This is a genomic window from Nonomuraea sp. NPDC050556, assembly GCF_044457355.1.
Lineage (GTDB): Bacteria > Actinomycetota > Actinomycetes > Streptosporangiales > Streptosporangiaceae > Nonomuraea.
In genome coordinates this window covers 246,255-264,291 of record NZ_JBITGU010000004.1, presented here as the reverse complement: position 1 = coordinate 264,291, position 18,037 = coordinate 246,255, and the positions used below count along the sequence as shown (strand labels likewise).

Below are 18,037 nucleotides of genomic sequence, written 5' to 3'. Positions count from 1 at the left end.
CAACGAGGGTGACGTGAAGGCTCTCGCGCGGGGCTGCGCGATCCTGGGCACCGGCGGCGGGGGTGACGTCAGAACGGGCGCGCTCGCCGCGACCCTGGCGATCAGGAAATACGGCCCGGTTCCGCTCATCACGCTCGACGAGCTGGAGGACGACGCGCTGGTCGTCCCGCTGTCGGGCATCGGCGCGCCCACGGTCAGCCACGAGATGCCGCACGGCGAGGACGAGCCGCGCCGCATCGTCGAGGAGATCGAGCGGATCTTCGGCAGGAGGCCCAGGGCGATCATGTCGTCGGAGATCGGCGGCGCCAACGGGGTCGCGCCGGTCGCCTGGGCGGCGCAGCTCGGCCTGCCCCTGCTCGACGCCGACGGCATGGGCCGGGCCTTCCCCGAGGTGCAGATGGTGTCGATGTACGTCGCCGGATTACCGGCCAACCTGGTGGTGATGTCCGACGTCGTGGGGAACGTCATCACGCTGAAGCCCGTGGACGGTCTGTGGTCGGAACGGCTGGCGCGGGCGGTATGCGTGGCTTCCGGGTCGACCGCGCTGATGGCCGACTACGTGCTGACCGCAGCCGAGGCCAGGGGCGCGGTCATCGAGGGTACGGTCACCCGCGCGCTGGCCATCGGCGCCGCGACGGACCTGGAAGGAGCGCTCGGGGCGAAGAGGCTGATCACCGGCAAGCTGACCGACGTGGAGCGCCACACCACGGGCGGCTTCGTGCGCGGGACGGCCGCGATCGAGGGCACCGGGGCGGACAGGGGCAGGACCCTCACCCTGGAGCTGCAGAACGAGAACCTCGTGGCCTTGGAGAACGGCCAGGTCAGAGCCATCGTCCCCGACCTGATCACGGTGATCGACACCGAGACCGAAACGGCGATCCAGACCGAGGGGCTGAGGTACGGCCAGCGGGTCACGGTGCTCGCCTGGCCGTGCGATCCGCTCTGGCGCACCCCCAAGGGCCTGGAGACCGCTGGGCCGAAGGCGTTCGGCTACGACTTCGCCTACGTGCCCGTGGAGGAACTGCATGGCTGAGCTGCGCATCGGCATCGACGTCGGCGGCACCAACACCGACGCGGTCGCGCTCGACGAGAACGACCGGGTGGTCGCCAAGGCCAAACGCCCCACGACCCAGGACGTCACCGGCGGCATCAGGGCGGCGCTCCAGGCGATCGACATCCCCGTGGAGAACGTCACCAGGGTCATGCTCGGCACCACCCACGCGACCAACGCGATCCTGGAGCGCAGGAACCTCGGGAAGGTGGCCGTCCTCAGGCTCGGCGCGCCCGCCACCACGTCGGTGCCGCCCTTGTCCGACTGGCCCGACGACCTGCGGAAACGCGTCTCCGCAGGCGAGGCGATCGTGCCCGGCGGCTTCTTCGTGGACGGCAGGCCGATCAGCCCGCTGGACCCCGACGCCGTCAAGCGGTTCCTGGCTCACGTGACGGCGGACGCTGTGGCGGTCACCGGCGTGTTCAGCCCGGCGGGCAACGACCAGGAGCTGGAGGTGGCCGAGCTGATCCGGGCCGAGTGCGGCCTGCCGGTCAGCCTCAGCCACGAGCTGGGCCCGCTCGGGCTGCTCGAACGCGAGAACGCCACCGTGCTCAACGCCGCCCTGTACGGCGTGGCGGCGCAGATCGTCGAGGCGCTGGTCACTACCGTCAAGGAGCGTGGTATCTCGGCCAGGCCGTACATCGCCCAGAACGACGGCACGCTGATGACCGTCGAGCAGGCGGCGCGCCTGCCGGTGGCGACGATCGGCTCGGGCCCGGCGAACTCGCTGCGCGGCGCCGCGCTCCTGTCCGGAAGGGGCGACGCGATCGTGATCGACGTCGGCGGCACCTCCACCGACCTGGGCGTGCTGGTCGGCGGGTTCCCCAGGGAGTCCGCAGCGGCGGTGGAGATCGGCGGGGTGCTGACGAACTTCCGCATGCCCGACATCCTGTCCATCGCGCTCGGCGGCGGCACGGTGGTGCGCGGCACCCGGCTCGGCCCGGACTCCGTGGGTTTCCGCATCACCGAGGAGGCGCTGGTCTTCGGCGGTACCACGCTGACGCTGACCGACGTGGCCGTGGCTGCGGGCCGTACCCCCGACAGCGGCTGGCGGGTGAGCGCGCCCACCGAGGCGCTCGCGGTCGCCGACACGATGATCGCCGAGGCGGTCGACCGCATGGCGCTCGGCCGTACCCGCCCGGAACTGGTCGTGGTCGGCGGCGGAGCGTTCCTCGTCGAGGGCGAGCGGCCGGAACACGCCGAAGTCGCCAACGCGGTTGGAGCGGCTATCGCCCTAGCGAGCGGCAGAGTCGATACGATCTTGCCTGCGGGCGAAAGCAGGTCAAAAGCGATCGAAAGGGCCAAGGAAGAGGCGGCGGCCAAAGCCGTCGCCGCTGGCGCCGACCCCACCCTGGTCGAGATCGTGGATCTGCAGGAGGTGCCGATGGCCTACCTGTCGGAGCCCGCGGTGCGGCTCAACGTCAAAGCAGCCGGGCCACTGGCCCGGCACTGAGAAGGGATCCCCCACCATGCGCTGGCACAAGCGTCTAGCCGCCGCCGGGGTCACCGGTGTCCTGGCCTTGACCGCATCCGCGTGCGCGGGCGGCCAGGTAAGGGGCGCAAGCAGTACCCCCACCCCTGCCACCACCACGCAAGCTGCTCAAACAACGCAGACCGCAGCGGCAAATAACGAAGAGACGTTTGTCTACGCCCCCAACCTGGACGTCGTCACCGACTGGGACCCGGCCACCTCGTACTCCAACGAGAACATCGCCATGGCCAACATCTACGAGGGCCTGACCAGATACAACAGCGAGACCAAGAAGCCGGAGCCGCGCCTGGCCACCGAGTGGACCTCGGCGCAGGACGGCAAGGAGTGGACGTTCAAGCTCCGCGAGGGCGTGAAGTTCCACACCGGCAAGCCCCTCGACGCGGACGCGGCCAAGAAGGCCATCGAGCGCACGATGAAGAGCGGTGGCGGCGCGGCCTACATCTGGGAGGCGGTCAAGACGGTCGAGGCGCCGGACGCCACGACGCTGAAGTTCACCCTGAAGCGCTCCACGGCCCTCGACCTGGTCGCCTCCTCGGTCTACGCCGCCTACATCTACGACACGGACGGCGTGGACAAGGACGGCAAGAAGGACGGCGGCACCGGCCCGTACACGATCGACACCTGGGCCAAGGGCAAGGAGACCGAGCTCACGCTCAAGGCGTTCGAGGAGTACTGGGGCGGCTGGAAGCCCGAGCAGTACAAGAAGGTCGCCTTCCGGGTCACCCCGCAGATCACCACCGCCTGGCAGCTGCTGCAGAAGCGCGAGGTGAACTTCGTCGAGCGGCTCAACCCGCAGCTCATCGAGAAGGCGGCGAGCACGCAGGGCGTCCAGACGACCACGACGCCGTCGTTCCAGAACCTGATGCTGCTGTTCAACACCGAGAGCGGCCCGCTCAAGGACGTGAAGCTGCGCCAGGCGGTGCAGGCGGCGCTCGACTACGACGGCCTGGCGGCCGCGCTCAAGGGCGCCGGGCTCAAGGGCTCGGGCCTGGTGCCGCAGGGCCTGCTCGGCTTCACCCCCGGCCTCGACCCCAAGCAGGACCTCGACAGGGCGGGCCAGCTCATCGAGTCTGCGGGTTACGGGCCCGACAACCCCGAGCTCACCCTGAAGCTCACCTACGCCCAGGGCGACGACGACCAGAAGCTGCTGGTCACGCTGCTCAGCGCGCAGCTCAAGAAGTTCAACATCACGCTGAACGCCAAGCCGATGGCCTGGAACGCGCAGTGGGACCAGGGCAAGAAGAAGGGCCAGGACATCTTCGTCATGTACTGGTATCCCGACTACGCCGACGCCTACTCGTGGTTCATCAACGTCTTCAAGAGCAACCCGAAGCCGGAGTTCAACCTGTCGTACCTGAACAAGCCGGAGATCGACAAGGCCATCGACGCGCTGCCCATGCTCACCGCGACCGACCGGGCGCTGGCCGAGCAGTCGTACGCGGACCTGCAGAAGAAGATCATCGTGGACGAGGCCGCCGTGGCCGTGCCGTACGTGCAGACCTACCAGCGGGCGCTCTCGGACGGGATCCAGGGATATGTGGACAACCCCGCCTATCCCAACGTGGTCTTCTTCTACGACCTCAAGCCGACCGGCTGACCTGTGCCCCGCTATCTGGCCCGCCGGCTCGGTCAGGCTCTCCTGGTCGTGGCCGGCGTGGTCGCGCTCACCTTCGTGATCATGCGGCTGGTGCCCGGCGACCCGGCCGTCGCCTTCGCCGGGCCCAAGGCCTCGCCCGAGGAACTGGCCGCGGCGCGGCTGCGGTTCGGGCTCGACGAGTCGATACCGGTGCAGTTGTGGAACTACGTCCGGGATCTGGTCACGGGTGACTGGGGGACGAGCCTGCACACCAGGCGCCCCGTGCGCGACGACCTGCTGACGGCCTTCCCCGCCTCGCTGGAGCTGGTGGGGTCGGCGCTCGTGCTGGCCATCGTCGTGGGCATCCCGGTGGGCGTGCTCGCCGCACGCTTCAAGATGAAATTTCCCGATTTCGGGGTACGGCTGGGCAGCATGCTCGCGGTCTCCGTCCCCGTCTTCTGGCTCGCGCTCGCCCTGCAGACGGTGTTCGCGAGCAACCTCGGCTGGTTCCCGATCGCCGGTGAGTACGACGGCGCGCTCGACACCACCAGCCCGCTCACCCTCTGGACCAACATCACGATCGTCGACGCCCTGATCACCGGGAACTGGCCGATCTTCGCCAGCACCCTGGAGCATCTCGTGCTGCCGGCCATCGTCGTCGCCGCCTACCCGGCCGGGGTGATCGCCCAGCTCACCAGGGCGGCGCTGATCGAGGAGGCCGGGCAGGACCACGCCAGGATGGAGCGGGCGCTCGGCTTCGGCGAGACGGCCATCCTGACGCGGTTCGCCCTGCGTCCCGCGCTGAACCCGGTGCTGTCGCTGATCGCGCTCGTGTTCGCCTACGCGATCGTCAACGGGTTCCTGGTCGAGGCGGTGTTCAACTGGCCCGGGGTGGGGCGCTACACGGTCGACTCGATCAGCTCGCTCGACACCCCGGCCATCGCGGGGGTCACGTTGCTGGTCGCGATGGTCTACGTGCTGGCCAACCTGGTCGTCGACCTGCTCCAGGGCGTCATCGACCCGCGGGTGAGGACGCGATGACCCGGCTCGGGGCGGCGCTGCTGGCGATCGTCGTGGTGGCCGTGCTCTTCGCGCCCTGGCTCGCGCCGTACCCACTGAACGACGTGCAGCCGCTCGACAGCCTCAAGCCGCCGGACGGCACGCACTGGTTCGGCACCGACCAGGTCGGCCGCGACATCTTCAGCCAGGTCCTCTATGGCGGAAGGACGTCGCTGTCCATCGCCGTGGCCGTGCTGGCGATCTCGGCTGTCGTGGGCGTCACGCTGGGCGTCGTCGCCGGGTACGCCGGGGGCTGGGTGCGCGACGTGATCATGCGGGTCACCGACGTCTTCCTCGCCTTCCCCGCGCTGCTGCTGTCCCTGGCGCTGGCCGTCGTGCTGGAGCCGAGCGTCACCACGGTGATCGTGGCGATCGCGGTGACCTGGTGGCCCTGGTACACGCGGCTGTCGGCCTCGGTCGCCGCCTCCATCGCCACCCGCCCGTACATCGACGCCGCCCGCTGCCTGGGCGTCCCCGCCCCGCTGATCGTGGTCAGGCACGTGCTGCCCAACTCGCTGACGCCCGTCCTGGTGCAGCTCTCGCTGGACGCCGGAGGCGTGATCCTCACCGCCGCCGCGCTGTCCTACCTGGGGCTCGGCGCGCAGGAGCCGACGGCGGAATGGGGGCTGATGGTCGAGCAGGGGCAGTCGCTCTTCACCACGAACTGGTGGGTGGTGACCTTCCCCGGGCTGGCGATCCTGGTGACGGCGTTCGCCTTCAACGTGCTCGGCGAGGGGCTGCGCGGCGCCCTCGACCCCAGAAGGGTGCTGCGGTGATCGAGGTCAGGAACCTTCAGGTCAGGTACGGCGAGCGGCTCGTGGCCGACGTGCCCGAGCTGGACGTCGGACCGGGCGAGTGCGTCGCGATCGTGGGGGAGAGCGGCTCGGGGAAGACCACCACCCTGATGGCGCTGCTCGGCCTGACGGAAGGCGCCCACGTCACCGGAAATATCAGGATCGGTGGCTCAGAGGATCTCCGCAGCGTGCGCGGGTCGAAGGCCGCCCTCGTCATGCAGTCCCCGCAGTCCGCGCTCAGCCCCACCACCCGCCTCGGCACGCTGATGCGGCGCGCGCTCAAACGGCACGGCATCGCACAGACCGGCATGAACGACGCGGTCGAGGCGGTCATGCTCGACCCGGACATCCTGCGCCGCTACCCGCACGAGGTCTCCGGCGGCCAGGCGCAGCGTTTCGCGATCGCCCTCGCCATCGCGCTCGGCGCCGAGGTCATCCTGGCCGACGAGCCGACCAGCGCGCTCGACGTCACCGTGCAGGCCGAGGTCGTCGGCGTGCTGCGCAGGCTGCGCGAGGAGCGCGGCCTGGCCGTCCTCCTCGTCTCGCACGACCTGGCCCTGGTCTCCACGATCGCCGACCGGGTGCTGGTGATGAAGGACGGGCAGGTCGTCGAGAGCGGACCGGCCGCGTCCGTGCTGGCCGAGCCCGCCCACCCCTACACCCGCGAGCTGCTGGAGGCGCTGCCATGACCGTGCTGAGCGCCGAGGACGTCACTCTCGCGTACGGCAAGGCCGTCGTGGTGCACGGCGTCTCCCTGGAGGTCACCGAGGGCGGCGTCGGGCTGATCGGGGAGAGCGGCTCGGGCAAGACCACGCTCGCCCGCGCCCTGCTCGGCCTGCTCAAGCCGGTGAGCGGTCGGATCACGTACGGCACGCAGGACCTCTACGCGATCAACAGGAAGGCCTTCCGCCGGGAGGTGCAGCCCATCTTCCAGGGCGAGTCGCTGGACCCGCGCATGAAGATCGGCCGTTCCATCGGCGGCTCCCGGGTCGCCGAGCTCATGGAGCAGGTCGGCCTCGACCCGGCGCTGGCCGACCGGCGGCCGCACCAGCTCTCCGGCGGGCAGCGGCAGCGCGCCGTGATCGCCAGGGCGCTGGCCGTCGGCCCGTCGCTGCTGGTCCTCGACGAGCCGACCAGCGCGCTCGACGTCACCGTCCAGGCGCGCATCCTCGACCTCATCGAGTCGCTCGACACCGAGCGGCTGCTCATCACGCACAACCTGGCCATCGTCGGACGGCTGTGCCGTACCTCGCACGTCCTCTTCGCCGGGCGGATCGTCGAGTCGGGGCCCACGGGGGAACTGCTCGACCGGCCCGCCCATCCCTACACGCGGGCGCTGCGTGACGCGGTGCCCAGGCTCGGCGGCGCGCCTCCCGTCGCGTCCGGACGGACCGAGGCCAAACCCGCTCGGACCGGGTGCCCGTTCCGGCTCAGGTGCGGCTTCGCCGTACCTGAGTGCGCCTCTGCACCGGAGCTCAGGGAGGTCGGAGGGCGCCGGGTGGCCTGCCATCGCGCCGAGGACGTGCTGGTCAGCTGATCGTCGTGGGCATGTCGGCGGCCAGCTTGGTCAGCAGCCGGTGCAGCTCCTCGCGGTCGGACTCCGGCCAGCCGGTCATCGCCTGGTCGAACCAGGCGGACGTGGCTGCCACGCAGCGCCCGGCCACCTCCGCGCCCTCGGGGGTGAGCGCGATCTGCCACGCCCTGCCGTCGTCGGGGTCGCGCACCCGCTGCAGCAGGCCCTGCTCCTCCAGCCCGGCCACGTGCCTGGTCACGTGCGGCCCGGCCACCTGCAGGCCGTTCGCGATCGCGCCGACGCGGCGCGGCTCGCCCACGTCGAGCAGGTAGGTCAGCACCTGCACGTCCGGCTGGTCCAGCGGCACCCCGGCCGCCCTGACGATCTCGCCGGTCAGTTTTCCACGCCTGATCGTGGCGATGACCTGGCGAAACGCCGCCACGGTCTGGAACAGCCTGGAGTCCATCTATTTGCTTACCTAACTTAGGTATGTATTATCGCACCCTGTTACTTACCTAAGTTACCTAAAGGAGTCGTGATGGCGAATCCCTGGCCGGGTGTGGTCGCCCTCTCGCTGGCCGCCTCGATCGCGGCGTTGCAGAACACGGCCGTGGTCCCGTTGCTGCCCGTCCTGCAGAAGGACCTGGGCGTGTCCCTGACCGCCGCGACCTGGACGCTCACCGTGAGCCTGCTGGTCAGCGCGGTCGCGACGCCGCTGTTGTCCCGGTTCGGCGACATGTACGGCAGGCGCCGCATGATCATCGGTGCGCTCGCCGCTTTGATCGCCGGGTCGGTGATCGCGGCCTGGGCGCCGTCGTACACCTGGCTGATGGTCGGTCGGGTGTTGCAGGGGGTCGTGGCGGCGTTGTTCCCGCTGGCGATCGGGCTGGTCCGTGACGTGTTGCCGCGCAAGCAGCTGGCGACGGGCATCGGGGTGCTGAGCGCCACGATGGGGTTCGGCAGCGGGTTCGGGATGATCCTCGCGGGGGTGGTCGGCGACTGGCACGCGGTCTTCTGGGTGACGGCGGCGATCGCCGTGGTCGCCGGAGCCTTCGTCCTGGTCTCGGTCCATGACGCCGCCGTCCCGGCCCATGGCCGCCCCGACCTGCTGGGGGCGGGGCTGATGGCCGGGTGGCTGGTCCTGCTGCTGCTTGCCGTCAGCCAGGGCCGCACCTGGGGCTGGACCTCCTCGGCGACCCTGGGATCCTTCGCGCTGGCGGTGGTGCTGGCCGTGGTGTGGGTGTTCGTCGAACGCCGTACGGCGGAGCCGCTGGTGGACCTGGCGATGCTGGTCGACCGGGGGACCGTGGGAGCCACGGTGGCCTCGGCCCTGATGGGCTTCGCGTTCTTCGCCGGGCTGACCGGGATCTCGACCTACACCCAGCTGTCCCTTGGCTCGTCCACGCTGGAGGTGGGCGTGTTCCTCCTGCCGTCGACGGTGTTCATGCTGGTGATCTCCCTGTTCGTCGGCCGCGCCGTACGCCGCTACTCCGCCTCTGCCGTGGTGGCTGGAGGCTCGGTGGTGGTGGCTGTGGCGGCCTTGTGGCTCGCCCTGGAGCACCGGACGCCGTCCGACATCTACATCGGCTCGTCCCTGCTCGGCATCGGGCTGGGCTTCGCCTACTCCGCGCTGGGCACCATGGCCGTCGAGAACGTGGCCCCCGACAGGACCGCCTCGGCCGCCGGGGTCAACGCGCTGGTCCGCATCGTCGGCGGCAGCACGGCGGGGACCGCGATCGCCGCCATCGTCGCCGCCGTACCCGGAGAGGGCGGCTTCACCTGGGTCTTCGCCGCATCCGCGCTGGCCTCGCTGACCGGCGCCCTGTTCGCCGCCGCCTTCGGCCTCCTCAACCGGCGCCGCCTAACCGATAGGATGGCTTCAGCCACTATCTGAGAGCGGGACGCGACATGAGCACCCCCGATCGAGCGGACCACGCCACGAACGCGCAGTGGCTCAAGGACAACCCAGACTCGATGCCGCAGGTGGGCGCCGGGCGGTGGGCGGTTTACGACCGCGAGGGGACCCTGCGCGGGCACCTGGTCGGCGGCGGGCCGACGCTGGAGACCCGCTTCAAGTCGACCTCCAAGGGCGCCCCTGACAGCTTCGGGATCACCCTGCACGACGCCGGGGCGTATCTCCTCGACGCATAGCCCCGATCAGGGTGTCGAGCGGCACGCGGGCGAACCCGACACGCGTGTCGCTCGCCCCGTAGGGCAGCCACACCGCGCCGGCGTGCAGCAGGCCACCGCAGGAGTACACGACGTTGGGGACGTAGCCCTCGCGTTCCTCGGAGTCGGCGGTGAGGAGCGGGACGGGGAGTTCGGCGACGACGCGGTGCGGCTCGTCGAGGTCGAGCAGCAGGGCCCCGATGGCGTAGTCGCGCATGGGGCCGACTCCGTGGGTCAGGACGACCCACCCGTGGCTCGTCTCGATGGGTGATCCGCAGTTGCCCACCTGTATCAGTTCCCAGCCGCGCCTGGGGTCGTGCAGCGGCACCGGCGGTTGCCAGGTGTTGTTCCCGTCCAGGGTGGTCAGGCCGATGGTCTCGCCGTCGGACCGGCACAGCGCCAGGCTGCGCCCACCGACCGGCCGGGGGAACAGCGCCATGCCCTTGTTGGCCGACGCCGGGCCGCGCAGCGGGGTGATCTCGAAGTGCCGCAGGTCGTCGCTGGCGATCAGGTGCGAGCGGATGTGCCGCCCGTCGTAGGCGGTGTAGGTGGCCTGGTAGGACGGCTTGCCGTACGCGTCGACGATCTGCACGAACCGGGCGTCCTCCATGCCGTTGCTCTCGGCGGCGGTCGCCGGCCAGAGCACACGCCGGTCGAGGGGGAGGTCGCCGGGGAAGGTCACCCCGTAGTCGGAGCGCGTCGCCCGGCGCAACTCCTCCAGGGTCCGCTGCGCGGTGGCGCGGGTGAGCAGATCGGCGGGGAGCCGGGCGACAGCCTGCTCGAAGGAGTCGTCGTCGAAGCGCTCCGGCAGCGACTCCAGCATGGCGGCGGACACCTCGTTGTCCCAGGCTTCGTCGGAGAGCCCGGCGGCGAGCAGGTCGCGCCTGTGGTGGGTCGGATGATGACGGCCGACGGACAGGGCGCCGCCGCGGTCGGTCAGGACCAGGCCGGTCCCCGGCCCGAGGACGGCGCTGGTGAAGCCGATCGACGACAGATGCCCCTCGCCGATCTGCCGCAGGCTGATCGCCACCCGCAGCTGCCCCGGGCCCAGGCCGCTCTGGTCAGGGTGGGGGACCATCGACGGGTTGCACACCGCCGCAGCCTCGACGGCGTACTCGTGGCTGAAGTAGGCGCCCACGAGGAGGCGGGCGGAGGGGGACAGGTCGGCGCCGCGCGGAACCCGGTGGCGGACCGCGTCGTGGTGCAGGGCGAAGGTCGCCTCGAGGTCGTCGTGCCGCCCGCTGAACCGCCGCAGCGTGGCCTGGAGCAGCTCGGTCCTGGTGTCCTCGTCGAGGAGCACGATGCGGTCGATGATCGCGGCGGCCCTAGAACGGGTGAGGGCGGCGTCCTCGCCGGGGACGAAGAGCTTGACGATCACCCTTCGCGGGTCGGGCGCGATCGTCGGGCCGAGCCGCGTGGCCAGGTCACCGCCGGTCACGCTAGCCGCCGGGCGTGTTGCATGGTGGAGATCAGCGCGATGGTGGACTCAGCTCCCTGGTTGAGGTTGGGGCCGTGCTCGGTCAGTCCGTCGTAGCCGCCGCCCGTGGTGTGGTCCCACATCACGGCGTCGGCGTCGTTGGCGCCCTCGAACCACGCCACGGCCCGCCGTACGACGGTCTGCCAGGAAGGATCGCCGGTCGCGAGGGCTGCGGTGGCGCAGGCGTCGGCGAGTGCGGCCACCTCGATCGGCTGCTGGTCGAAGCGGGTCCGCGGCGCGTCCTTCCGCCAGCCGGCGACGGGTACGACGGAGAGCCGGTCGCCGTCGGTCTGGGCGGCGCACAGCCAGGTGAGCAGGTGCAGGCCGTTGCTGAGCGACTGCCGGTCACCGTTCAGCTCGCCGGCCGCGACGAGCACCTCGGCCAGCGCGGCGTTGGCGTAGCTCAGGTACGGCTGCGGCCACGGCCAGTCCGGGTCCTCCACCGGCGCGCCGACGGCCTCGGCGGCGTCCGCCAGCAGCGCGGCGGCCACCGCGTTGCCGGGACTGGCCCGGAGGAGCTCGGCGGCGCCGAGGCCCGCGAAGGCCATGGCGCGCGCATGGGCGGAGCGCTGCCGGGCCCCGAGCGTGAAGGCGACCAGGGCCTCCTCGCGGATCCATGGAGCGGTGTTCCCGGCCGCCGCCGTCCCCAGGCCCCACATCGCCCTGCCCCACCAGTCGCCGGTGCCGGGGGAGTCGCCCCATCGCCGGTCGAAGCCGAGCCTGTTCCTGAACGCGCCGGAAGGATCCTGGGCATGGGTGAGGAACGCCAGGTAGCACTCCGACAGCCGGGCCAGCCGGTGCGACGGATGGGCCTCACGGCTGGCGACGACGAGCCCGCGCGCGACGTCGTCGGTGCAGTAGCCGTGGTGGCGGCGGGCGACGGCGTGGCGCGCGTGCTCGAACAGGCCGGTGTCGTCGCTCAGCCGTACCAGGTGCCGGAATCCGGGGGAGTTCATGCCGGTTGCTTGACGAGCAGCGACCCGACGAGCCCGGCGTACCGGTCGGCGACCGCGGGCCACAGCAGGTCGGACACAAGAGCGCGGGTACGGCCGGCCAGCGTGTCGGCCAGCCCAGGCTCGGTGAGGACCCGGCGTACGGCGGCGGCCAGCGCGACGGGATCGCCATGCGGGACCAGCAGCCCTGGACCGCCGGTGAGCAGCTCCACCGCGTGCGGGAAGGAGGTGGCGACCACGGGCACCCCGGCGGCCACCGCCTCGATGAGCACCCCTGACGTGACCTGCTCCGCCGAGTCGTAGGGCAGCACGACGACGTCCGCGGAACGGACCAGCCTGCTCAACGACTCCTGGTCGCGGTAGACCGGATCGTGCCGTACGGAACCGGCCACCCCGAGCTGGTCGGCGAGCTCGTACAGGCTCTCGCGGTACGTCTCGCCCTGGGACTCCAGCACCTTGGGATGGGTCTTCCCCGCGATCGTGTACGTCGGCGACACGTCGCCGAGGAACGCCAGCGCCCGCAGGGCCCACTCGATGCCCTTGCCAGGCCCGATCAGCCCCCAGGTGAGCAGGTGCGGCCGCGGCCCGCGCCGCGCCGGAACCCGCATGTGGTCGGCTGCCCCGTGCGGGATGAGGGAGACCTTGGCGGCGTCGACCCGGTAGCCGACCAGCAGCCGGTCGCGCGCGGTGCCCGTCATGGTGACGATCGCGTCGGCGGCGGCGACGATCTCCTCCAGCAGCGCCTTCTGCCGGGGCGTGGGCCTGGCCAGGACGGTGTGCAACACCACGACGCTGGGCACGGCCAGGTTCTGCAGCAGCGGCAGGACGTCCTCGCCGTCCTGACCGGGATAGATGCCGTACTCGTGCTGGACGATGGCCACGTCGAAGGTCTCGAGCGCGACGGCCGCCGCCTTCCACCCGTCGGCCTCGCCGGCCGACCAGGTGTGCACGACTCCGGGCTGCGGCCGCTCGTCGTCACCGTCAGCGGTGACCCGGACGATTCCGCCGCTCCCGGTGAGATGGGCGGCTAGGGCGGAGTTGAAGGTCGCGAGCCCGCACTGGGTGGGCGGATGCGTGCTGAGGAAGCCGTAGCTGCGGGCCAATGGACGTGCCTTCCGTAGCGCCCGCACCAGAGTGGATGCCATACGGACTCGCTCGACGATCCGGGGCGTGCCGCCGGGGGCCGTCCTCATGCGGGGCCCGGTCGATGGTGGAGTCTGAGTCACCTTGACAGTAGCAGGCGCTACTTCTGCCCCAATATTTCGCGGTAAACGCGCAGGTACCCGTCGACCATCTGCTCCACCCCGAACCTGCTCCGGGCTCGTGCGCGGCAGCCGGCCCGGTCGATCGTCGCGATCCGCGCCACGGCTGCCACCGCCCCGTCGAGCGAGTCCACCAGGAAACCCGTCACGCCCTCGTCCACGACCTCGGCCATCGAGCCGCGCCGGTAGGCCACCACGGGCGTGCCGCAGGCCATCGCCTCGACCACCGACAGGCCGAACGGCTCGTCGAACGCGATGGGATGCAGGAGCGCGGCGCCCTGCCCGAGGATCTCGCCACGCCTTTCCGGCCCGACGGATCCCAGGAAGGTGACCCGGTCCCCGTCGATCTCCGGCGCGACCCGCTCGTCGAAATAGCGCTGGTCCTGGACGATGCCGCAGATGGTGAGCGGCATCCCCGCCCGCCTGGCGATCTCGATCGCCGCGTGGGTGCCCTTGTCGGGATGGATGCGCCCGAAGCTGATCAGCCGCTCGCCGGGCTTCGGCTCGAAGGGGAAGGCGTCGAGGTCGATGCCGTGGTGGACGGTGGCGACGTAGTCCAGCTCGGGGGCGCGGTCGGTGTCCGAGATGGACACGTACGCGGACCTGGCGCGGGCGTAGGCGGGCAGGATGGCCGCTCCGGAGAAGCCGTGCACCGTGGTGAGCAGCGGGGCGCGGCAGTGGTCGGCGAAGGCCAGCGGCAACCAGTCGAGATGGCTGTGGACGAGGTCGAACTCCGCGGAATGGCTGAACGCGTGCGCGACGTGCATCGCCTCCCACACCCGGCCGTCCAGGGACGGGTCGTCGGCGTAGCCGTGCGGGCTCACGCCGTCCAGGGCGGCCGAGGTGACCGAGTCGAGGGTGGCGAACAGCGTCACGTCGATGCCGCGGGCGACCAGGCCCTCGGCCAGCAGGCTCGTGACCAGTTCCCAGGGGCCGTAGTGCAGGGGCGGCGTCCGCCAGGCGATCGGTCCGAGCAGTGCGATCTTCACCGGGGTGTCGCGCAGATTTTTTGGATGAGCGTGGCCTTTCCTGGCTCGGTGGAGGAGCGGGCCGTCAGAGTGGAGGGTAGCGGAGCCTCACTGGACGAAGGCTGTCGCCAGGCTCTTCCAGATGGTGTGGGCTGCGGCCCTTCCCTCCTGGTTGGTGACGACCATGAGGGTGACGCCGCGGGTCATGTCGGTGCCGCCCATGGAGGTGAAGCCGCCGAAGACGCCCGAGTGGCCCTGCCAGCTGCGTCCGGCGACCGTCTCGGCCTGGGTGCCCATGCCGTACGGGTCGCCTGCCTTGACCGACTCGGGGGTGACCTTGGTCATCTGGGCGATCGTGGCGGGCTTGAGTAGCTGCTTCCTGGCGAACAGGGCGTCGAGGAGCTTGGCTGCGCCGAGCGCGCTCCCGGCGAACAGGCCGTCACCCCAGGGCATGCCGTACTCGTCGGTGGGGATGCCGGTGGCGCCGAAGTGGGTGAAGTAGTCGATGGTCCTGCCCTTGTCGACGACGTAGCCGTGGGCGAGGCGTCGGGCTGCGGACGGGGAGCGTTCTGCGGTGATGTCCTGGGGGAGGAACGCGTGGAGGCGGCGCACGAGGGCGGCGTCTCCGCCGGAGACCCTGCTGAGCAGGCGGGCGACGGTGATGAAGCCGGTGTTGGAGTACTCGTATTTCGTGCCTGGGGCCACGGGTGGGTGGATGCCGGGGGACAGCATGGCCCACGTGTAGGGGCGGTCGGGGTCGTAGTCGTCGCCGGGTGGGAAGAGGTTGACGGTCTCGGGGGACTCGTAGAGGTCGGGGTAGCCGGCGGTGTGCTGGAGCAGCATCCGCAGGGTGACCACGGTGGAGCCGGGGACGTCGGTGCCGAGGTAGGTGGAGATCGGCTTGTCGAGGGCAAGTGTGCCGGTTTCCACCAGGTGGAGGACGTAGGTGGTCAGGACGAGTTTGGAGAAGCTGGCGTAGCCGAACAACGTCTCGTCGGTCACGGGGCTCTTGACCGCGTTACCGCTGACGGCTGACCAGATGGGTGTGCCGTTACGCAGGAGGACGGCTTGGACGCCGGGGTTGCCGACCTTGGCCGCCGCTTTGGCGAACGCGGCGTCGAGGGCGGTCTCAGGGGCTGCTGTGGCGGGCGGGGTAAGGCTCACGAGAAGGCTGAACGCCAGAACGAGTGCTCGCACCATGGGCAGCATTGTGAGCGCGGGCCCCTCGCGCACTCGTTGGCGGGAGCGCCAAGAATCCCCCCGCCTGGCTGACGCACAGGACAACATGGCCCTGATGGATGCGCCCTGAGCTTCCACGTGCGGGCGGTCACTGCCAGAGGTCGCCCGCCACTGCGGGAGCAGGGGCGGGCGGGTGGGTGGGCGGTGGGCGGGCAGCCGACCGACGTTGGGCCTGGACTAGAGGGCCTTGAGGCCTGTTATGACCTCCAGGAGGACGCGGGCGTCCGGGGCCGGGGGTGGGAGTTCCACCTGGACCAGATCCTGGGCATGCAAGTCGCCCACCAGGACGCGGACCACACCGATCGGCAGGTTCAGCTCCGCCGCCACGTCCACCAGCCGCGTGGGCCGCGTGCACATCTGCATGATGATCAGATGCTCGGGCCCCAACCCCATAGGCGGCGCGAGCCCGCCCTTGGTGATGACCACCGCGATGAGGTCGATGGCCTTGCTGGCGGGCACGGTGCGTCCACGCGTCAGCAGGTACGCGGGCACGATCGGCCCAGCGTCCTCGTCGAGCCACTGCTCTTCGCTGCTCATCGCACCACGCCCGGTCCGCCGCCGAAATGGGCATGGTCGCGGAGCTCGGGGACGGCCTCGTCGCCCGTGCTCTCCATGTGCTCTCCGGGGATCAACACGATGGCGGTGGTCCCTCCATATGGTGAACCGCGCAGGGTAACGCGGATGTCATGTCTGGCTGCCAGCCGGGCGACGACGAACAGGCCGAGCCTGTCGCTGTCTGCGAGGTCGAACTCCGGCGGCCTGGCGAGGCGGTCGTTGAGTTCGTCGAGCTCCGCCTCCTCCATCCCCAGCCCGCGGTCCTCGACCTCGACGGCGAACCCGCGCGCTGCGGTTTCTCCTCGTACGGTGACCGGGGTGTTGGGCGGGGAGTAGACGGTGGCGTTCTCGATGAGCTCGGCGATCAGGTGGATCACGTCGCCGACGATCGGCCCGTTGAGACTGTGTCCCGGCATGGGGGACACCATCACGCGCGGATAGTCTTCCACTTCCGCGGCCGCTCCGCGAACCACGTCGATGAGCGGCACGGGCTTGCTCCATCCGCGCCCCGGCGTCGCGCCGGACAGGATGATGAGCCCCTCGGCGTGCCGCCGCATGCGGGTGGTGAGGTGGTCGAGCCGGAACAGGTCGTCGAGCGCGTCCGGGTCGGTGGCCCGGTGCTGCATGGCTTCGAGCTGGATGCGCTGTCGGTGCAGCAGGGTCTGGCTGCGCCTGGCGAGGTTGCGGAAGACGTGCCCGACGCCCTCGCGGAGCTGCGCCTGCCCGACGGCCGCCTCGACGGCGGTGCGCTGGACCATGGAGAACGCCTGGCCGACGTCGTCGATCTCGGCCGTGGTGCTCCGTACGATGAGGTCGGGCACGGCGACCTGCTCGCCCTTGCTGAGCTTGCGCACGACGTGCGGCAGCCGTTCCTGGGCGACCTCCAGCGCGGCCAGGCGGAGCCCGGCCAGCTCCTTGGAGAGGCGCCCGCCCAGGCGCAGCGAGATGAAGATCGACACGATGACGAGCACGAGGCCGACCCCGGCGAGGGCCACGGCGCGCACGAGGACGGCGTCGGCGACCGGTTCCGCCCGTTCGGACAGCATCCGCCCGGCCTGCATCTCGGCGTCGCCGAAGGCCTTGCCCATGTCCTCGGTCGTGGACTGCCAGCCCTCCGGCGCGCCCCCGGCGATGATCTGCTCTTCCATGATGCGCATGCGCTGGTAGGGCGGGGAGGCGATGAGGCCGACCTGGGTGTCGCGCAGCCCGGGGTCGAGCTCGGTCAGCGCCTGGTCGATGAGGAAGCGCCGGTTCCCGACGAGCTGGGTGAAGACGCGGCGTTCCGCCTCAGTCGTACGGCCGGCCGCGATGGCCTGCTCGCGGCTGAGCAGCTCCTTGGCGTACCCCAGGTTGACGACGATGCGCGACTGCTCGTAGATCGGGATGTCGTCGATCAGCGCGACCCGCCGGTGCAGGCCGAAGAGGGTGTCGGAGATCGCGTTGTACGCCTCGATGGTGTGCAGCCGGTCGGACAGGCCCGCGTCGATCTCGCCCCTGATGACGTCGAGGCGGGCAAGCTGGGTGAGCACGGCGTTGACCTGGGCGGAGATGGCCGGGGACGCGTCCATGGAGGCGGCCGACAGCCTGCGGAAGTCGGCCCTGGCCTCGTCGGTCTTGGTGCGCTGGGTGAAGGCGACCGTCCGGGCGGCAGCGCCGGACTCGCGCAGCAGGTGGGCGGCGGTGAGTCGTTCGCGCTGGAGTTCCGCGCTGAGGACGTAGGCCGGGTGGCGCAGGTTGTTCCAGAGCGTCTTGTACTGGCGCAGGCTGAGGCTCTCGCCGGCGGTCACTGCCGCGATGACGCCCCAGAGGACCACCATCGACACCAAGGGCACGAGAAGCAGGCCGACGATCTTCATCCTGATGGTGCGGCTGCGTCTCATTAGTCACCTCACGTCCGGTCAGTCCCTGGAGGAACCCCGGATTGGGACA

At 70.7% G+C, this 18,037-nt stretch carries 17 protein-coding genes; 9 read left to right on the top strand and 8 right to left on the bottom strand.

Annotation, left to right across the window (positions count from 1 at the left end; genetic code table 11):
- Window positions 1-13: 13 nt before the first annotated feature.
- The 7 genes from ACIBG8_RS38330 to ACIBG8_RS38300 are packed head-to-tail and all read left to right on the top strand — an operon-like array spanning window position 14 to window position 7,509.
- Window positions 14-1,033, top strand: coding sequence for a DUF917 domain-containing protein (locus tag ACIBG8_RS38330; RefSeq protein ID WP_397348101.1), 1,020 nt, complete (start codon window positions 14-16; stop codon window positions 1,031-1,033).
- Complete coding sequence (locus ACIBG8_RS38325; protein ID WP_397348100.1) at window positions 1,026-2,504, top strand: hydantoinase/oxoprolinase N-terminal domain-containing protein; 1,479 nt, start codon at window positions 1,026-1,028, stop codon at window positions 2,502-2,504. The genes ACIBG8_RS38330 and ACIBG8_RS38325 overlap by 8 nt, the downstream gene beginning before the upstream one ends.
- A gap of 16 nt (window positions 2,505-2,520) precedes the next feature.
- Window positions 2,521-4,140, top strand: coding sequence for an ABC transporter substrate-binding protein (locus ACIBG8_RS38320; RefSeq protein WP_397348099.1), 1,620 nt, complete (start codon window positions 2,521-2,523; stop codon window positions 4,138-4,140).
- Window positions 4,141-4,143: 3 nt separating this feature from the next.
- Window positions 4,144-5,160, top strand: coding sequence for an ABC transporter permease (locus ACIBG8_RS38315; protein WP_397348098.1), 1,017 nt, complete (start codon window positions 4,144-4,146; stop codon window positions 5,158-5,160).
- Window positions 5,157-5,954, top strand: a complete 798-nt coding sequence (locus ACIBG8_RS38310) for an ABC transporter permease (protein WP_397348097.1) — start codon at window positions 5,157-5,159, stop codon at window positions 5,952-5,954. Before ACIBG8_RS38315 ends, ACIBG8_RS38310 begins: the two co-directional genes overlap by 4 nt.
- Entirely contained in the window at window positions 5,951-6,661 is a 711-nt protein-coding gene (locus tag ACIBG8_RS38305; RefSeq protein ID WP_397348096.1) for an ATP-binding cassette domain-containing protein, read from the top strand. The genes ACIBG8_RS38310 and ACIBG8_RS38305 overlap by 4 nt, the downstream gene beginning before the upstream one ends.
- Entirely contained in the window at window positions 6,658-7,509 is an 852-nt protein-coding gene (locus ACIBG8_RS38300; protein WP_397348095.1) for an ABC transporter ATP-binding protein, read from the top strand. The genes ACIBG8_RS38305 and ACIBG8_RS38300 overlap by 4 nt, the downstream gene beginning before the upstream one ends.
- Here ACIBG8_RS38300 and ACIBG8_RS38295 read toward each other — a convergent pair.
- Window positions 7,502-7,951 carry a MarR family winged helix-turn-helix transcriptional regulator gene (locus ACIBG8_RS38295; RefSeq protein WP_397348094.1) on the bottom strand — a complete coding sequence of 150 codons (450 nt, stop codon included), beginning with the start codon at window positions 7,949-7,951 and terminating at the stop codon, window positions 7,502-7,504. The genes ACIBG8_RS38300 and ACIBG8_RS38295 overlap by 8 nt on opposite strands.
- 72 nt (window positions 7,952-8,023) lie before the next feature.
- Between ACIBG8_RS38295 and ACIBG8_RS38290 the strand changes: the two genes are divergently transcribed.
- Together ACIBG8_RS38290 and ACIBG8_RS38285 are read left to right on the top strand one after the other, a co-directional pair.
- On the top strand, window positions 8,024-9,379 hold the full coding sequence (locus ACIBG8_RS38290; protein WP_397348092.1) for an MFS transporter: 1,356 nt from the start codon (window positions 8,024-8,026) through the stop codon (window positions 9,377-9,379).
- Between the two features lie 14 nt (window positions 9,380-9,393).
- Window positions 9,394-9,636 (top strand): hypothetical protein, encoded by a 243-nt coding sequence (locus ACIBG8_RS38285; protein WP_397348091.1) that lies wholly within the window; start codon window positions 9,394-9,396, stop codon window positions 9,634-9,636.
- Here ACIBG8_RS38285 and ACIBG8_RS38280 read toward each other — a convergent pair.
- The 7 genes from ACIBG8_RS38280 to ACIBG8_RS38250 form a co-directional block, all read right to left on the bottom strand.
- Entirely contained in the window at window positions 9,596-11,092 is a 1,497-nt protein-coding gene (locus ACIBG8_RS38280; protein WP_397348090.1) for a glycoside hydrolase family 130 protein, read from the bottom strand. The two genes, ACIBG8_RS38285 and ACIBG8_RS38280, sit on opposite strands and share 41 nt — an antisense overlap.
- The gene (locus tag ACIBG8_RS38275; RefSeq protein ID WP_397348089.1) at window positions 11,089-12,087 is read right to left on the bottom strand and encodes a glycosyltransferase; all 999 of its coding nucleotides are present in this window, start codon (window positions 12,085-12,087) and stop codon (window positions 11,089-11,091) included. Before ACIBG8_RS38275 ends, ACIBG8_RS38280 begins: the two co-directional genes overlap by 4 nt.
- Window positions 12,084-13,229 carry a glycosyltransferase gene (locus tag ACIBG8_RS38270; protein ID WP_397348088.1) on the bottom strand — a complete coding sequence of 382 codons (1,146 nt, stop codon included), beginning with the start codon at window positions 13,227-13,229 and terminating at the stop codon, window positions 12,084-12,086. The genes ACIBG8_RS38275 and ACIBG8_RS38270 overlap by 4 nt, the downstream gene beginning before the upstream one ends.
- A gap of 98 nt (window positions 13,230-13,327) precedes the next feature.
- Complete coding sequence (locus ACIBG8_RS38265; protein WP_397348087.1) at window positions 13,328-14,335, bottom strand: glycosyltransferase family 4 protein; 1,008 nt, start codon at window positions 14,333-14,335, stop codon at window positions 13,328-13,330.
- A gap of 87 nt (window positions 14,336-14,422) precedes the next feature.
- On the bottom strand, window positions 14,423-15,514 hold the full coding sequence (locus tag ACIBG8_RS38260; RefSeq protein ID WP_397348086.1) for a serine hydrolase domain-containing protein: 1,092 nt from the start codon (window positions 15,512-15,514) through the stop codon (window positions 14,423-14,425).
- Between the two features lie 216 nt (window positions 15,515-15,730).
- Complete coding sequence (locus ACIBG8_RS38255; protein ID WP_397348085.1) at window positions 15,731-16,090, bottom strand: DUF742 domain-containing protein; 360 nt, start codon at window positions 16,088-16,090, stop codon at window positions 15,731-15,733.
- Window positions 16,087-17,988, bottom strand: a complete 1,902-nt coding sequence (locus ACIBG8_RS38250) for a nitrate- and nitrite sensing domain-containing protein (protein WP_397348084.1) — start codon at window positions 17,986-17,988, stop codon at window positions 16,087-16,089. The genes ACIBG8_RS38255 and ACIBG8_RS38250 overlap by 4 nt, the downstream gene beginning before the upstream one ends.
- Between the last annotated feature and the right edge of the window lie 49 nt (window positions 17,989-18,037).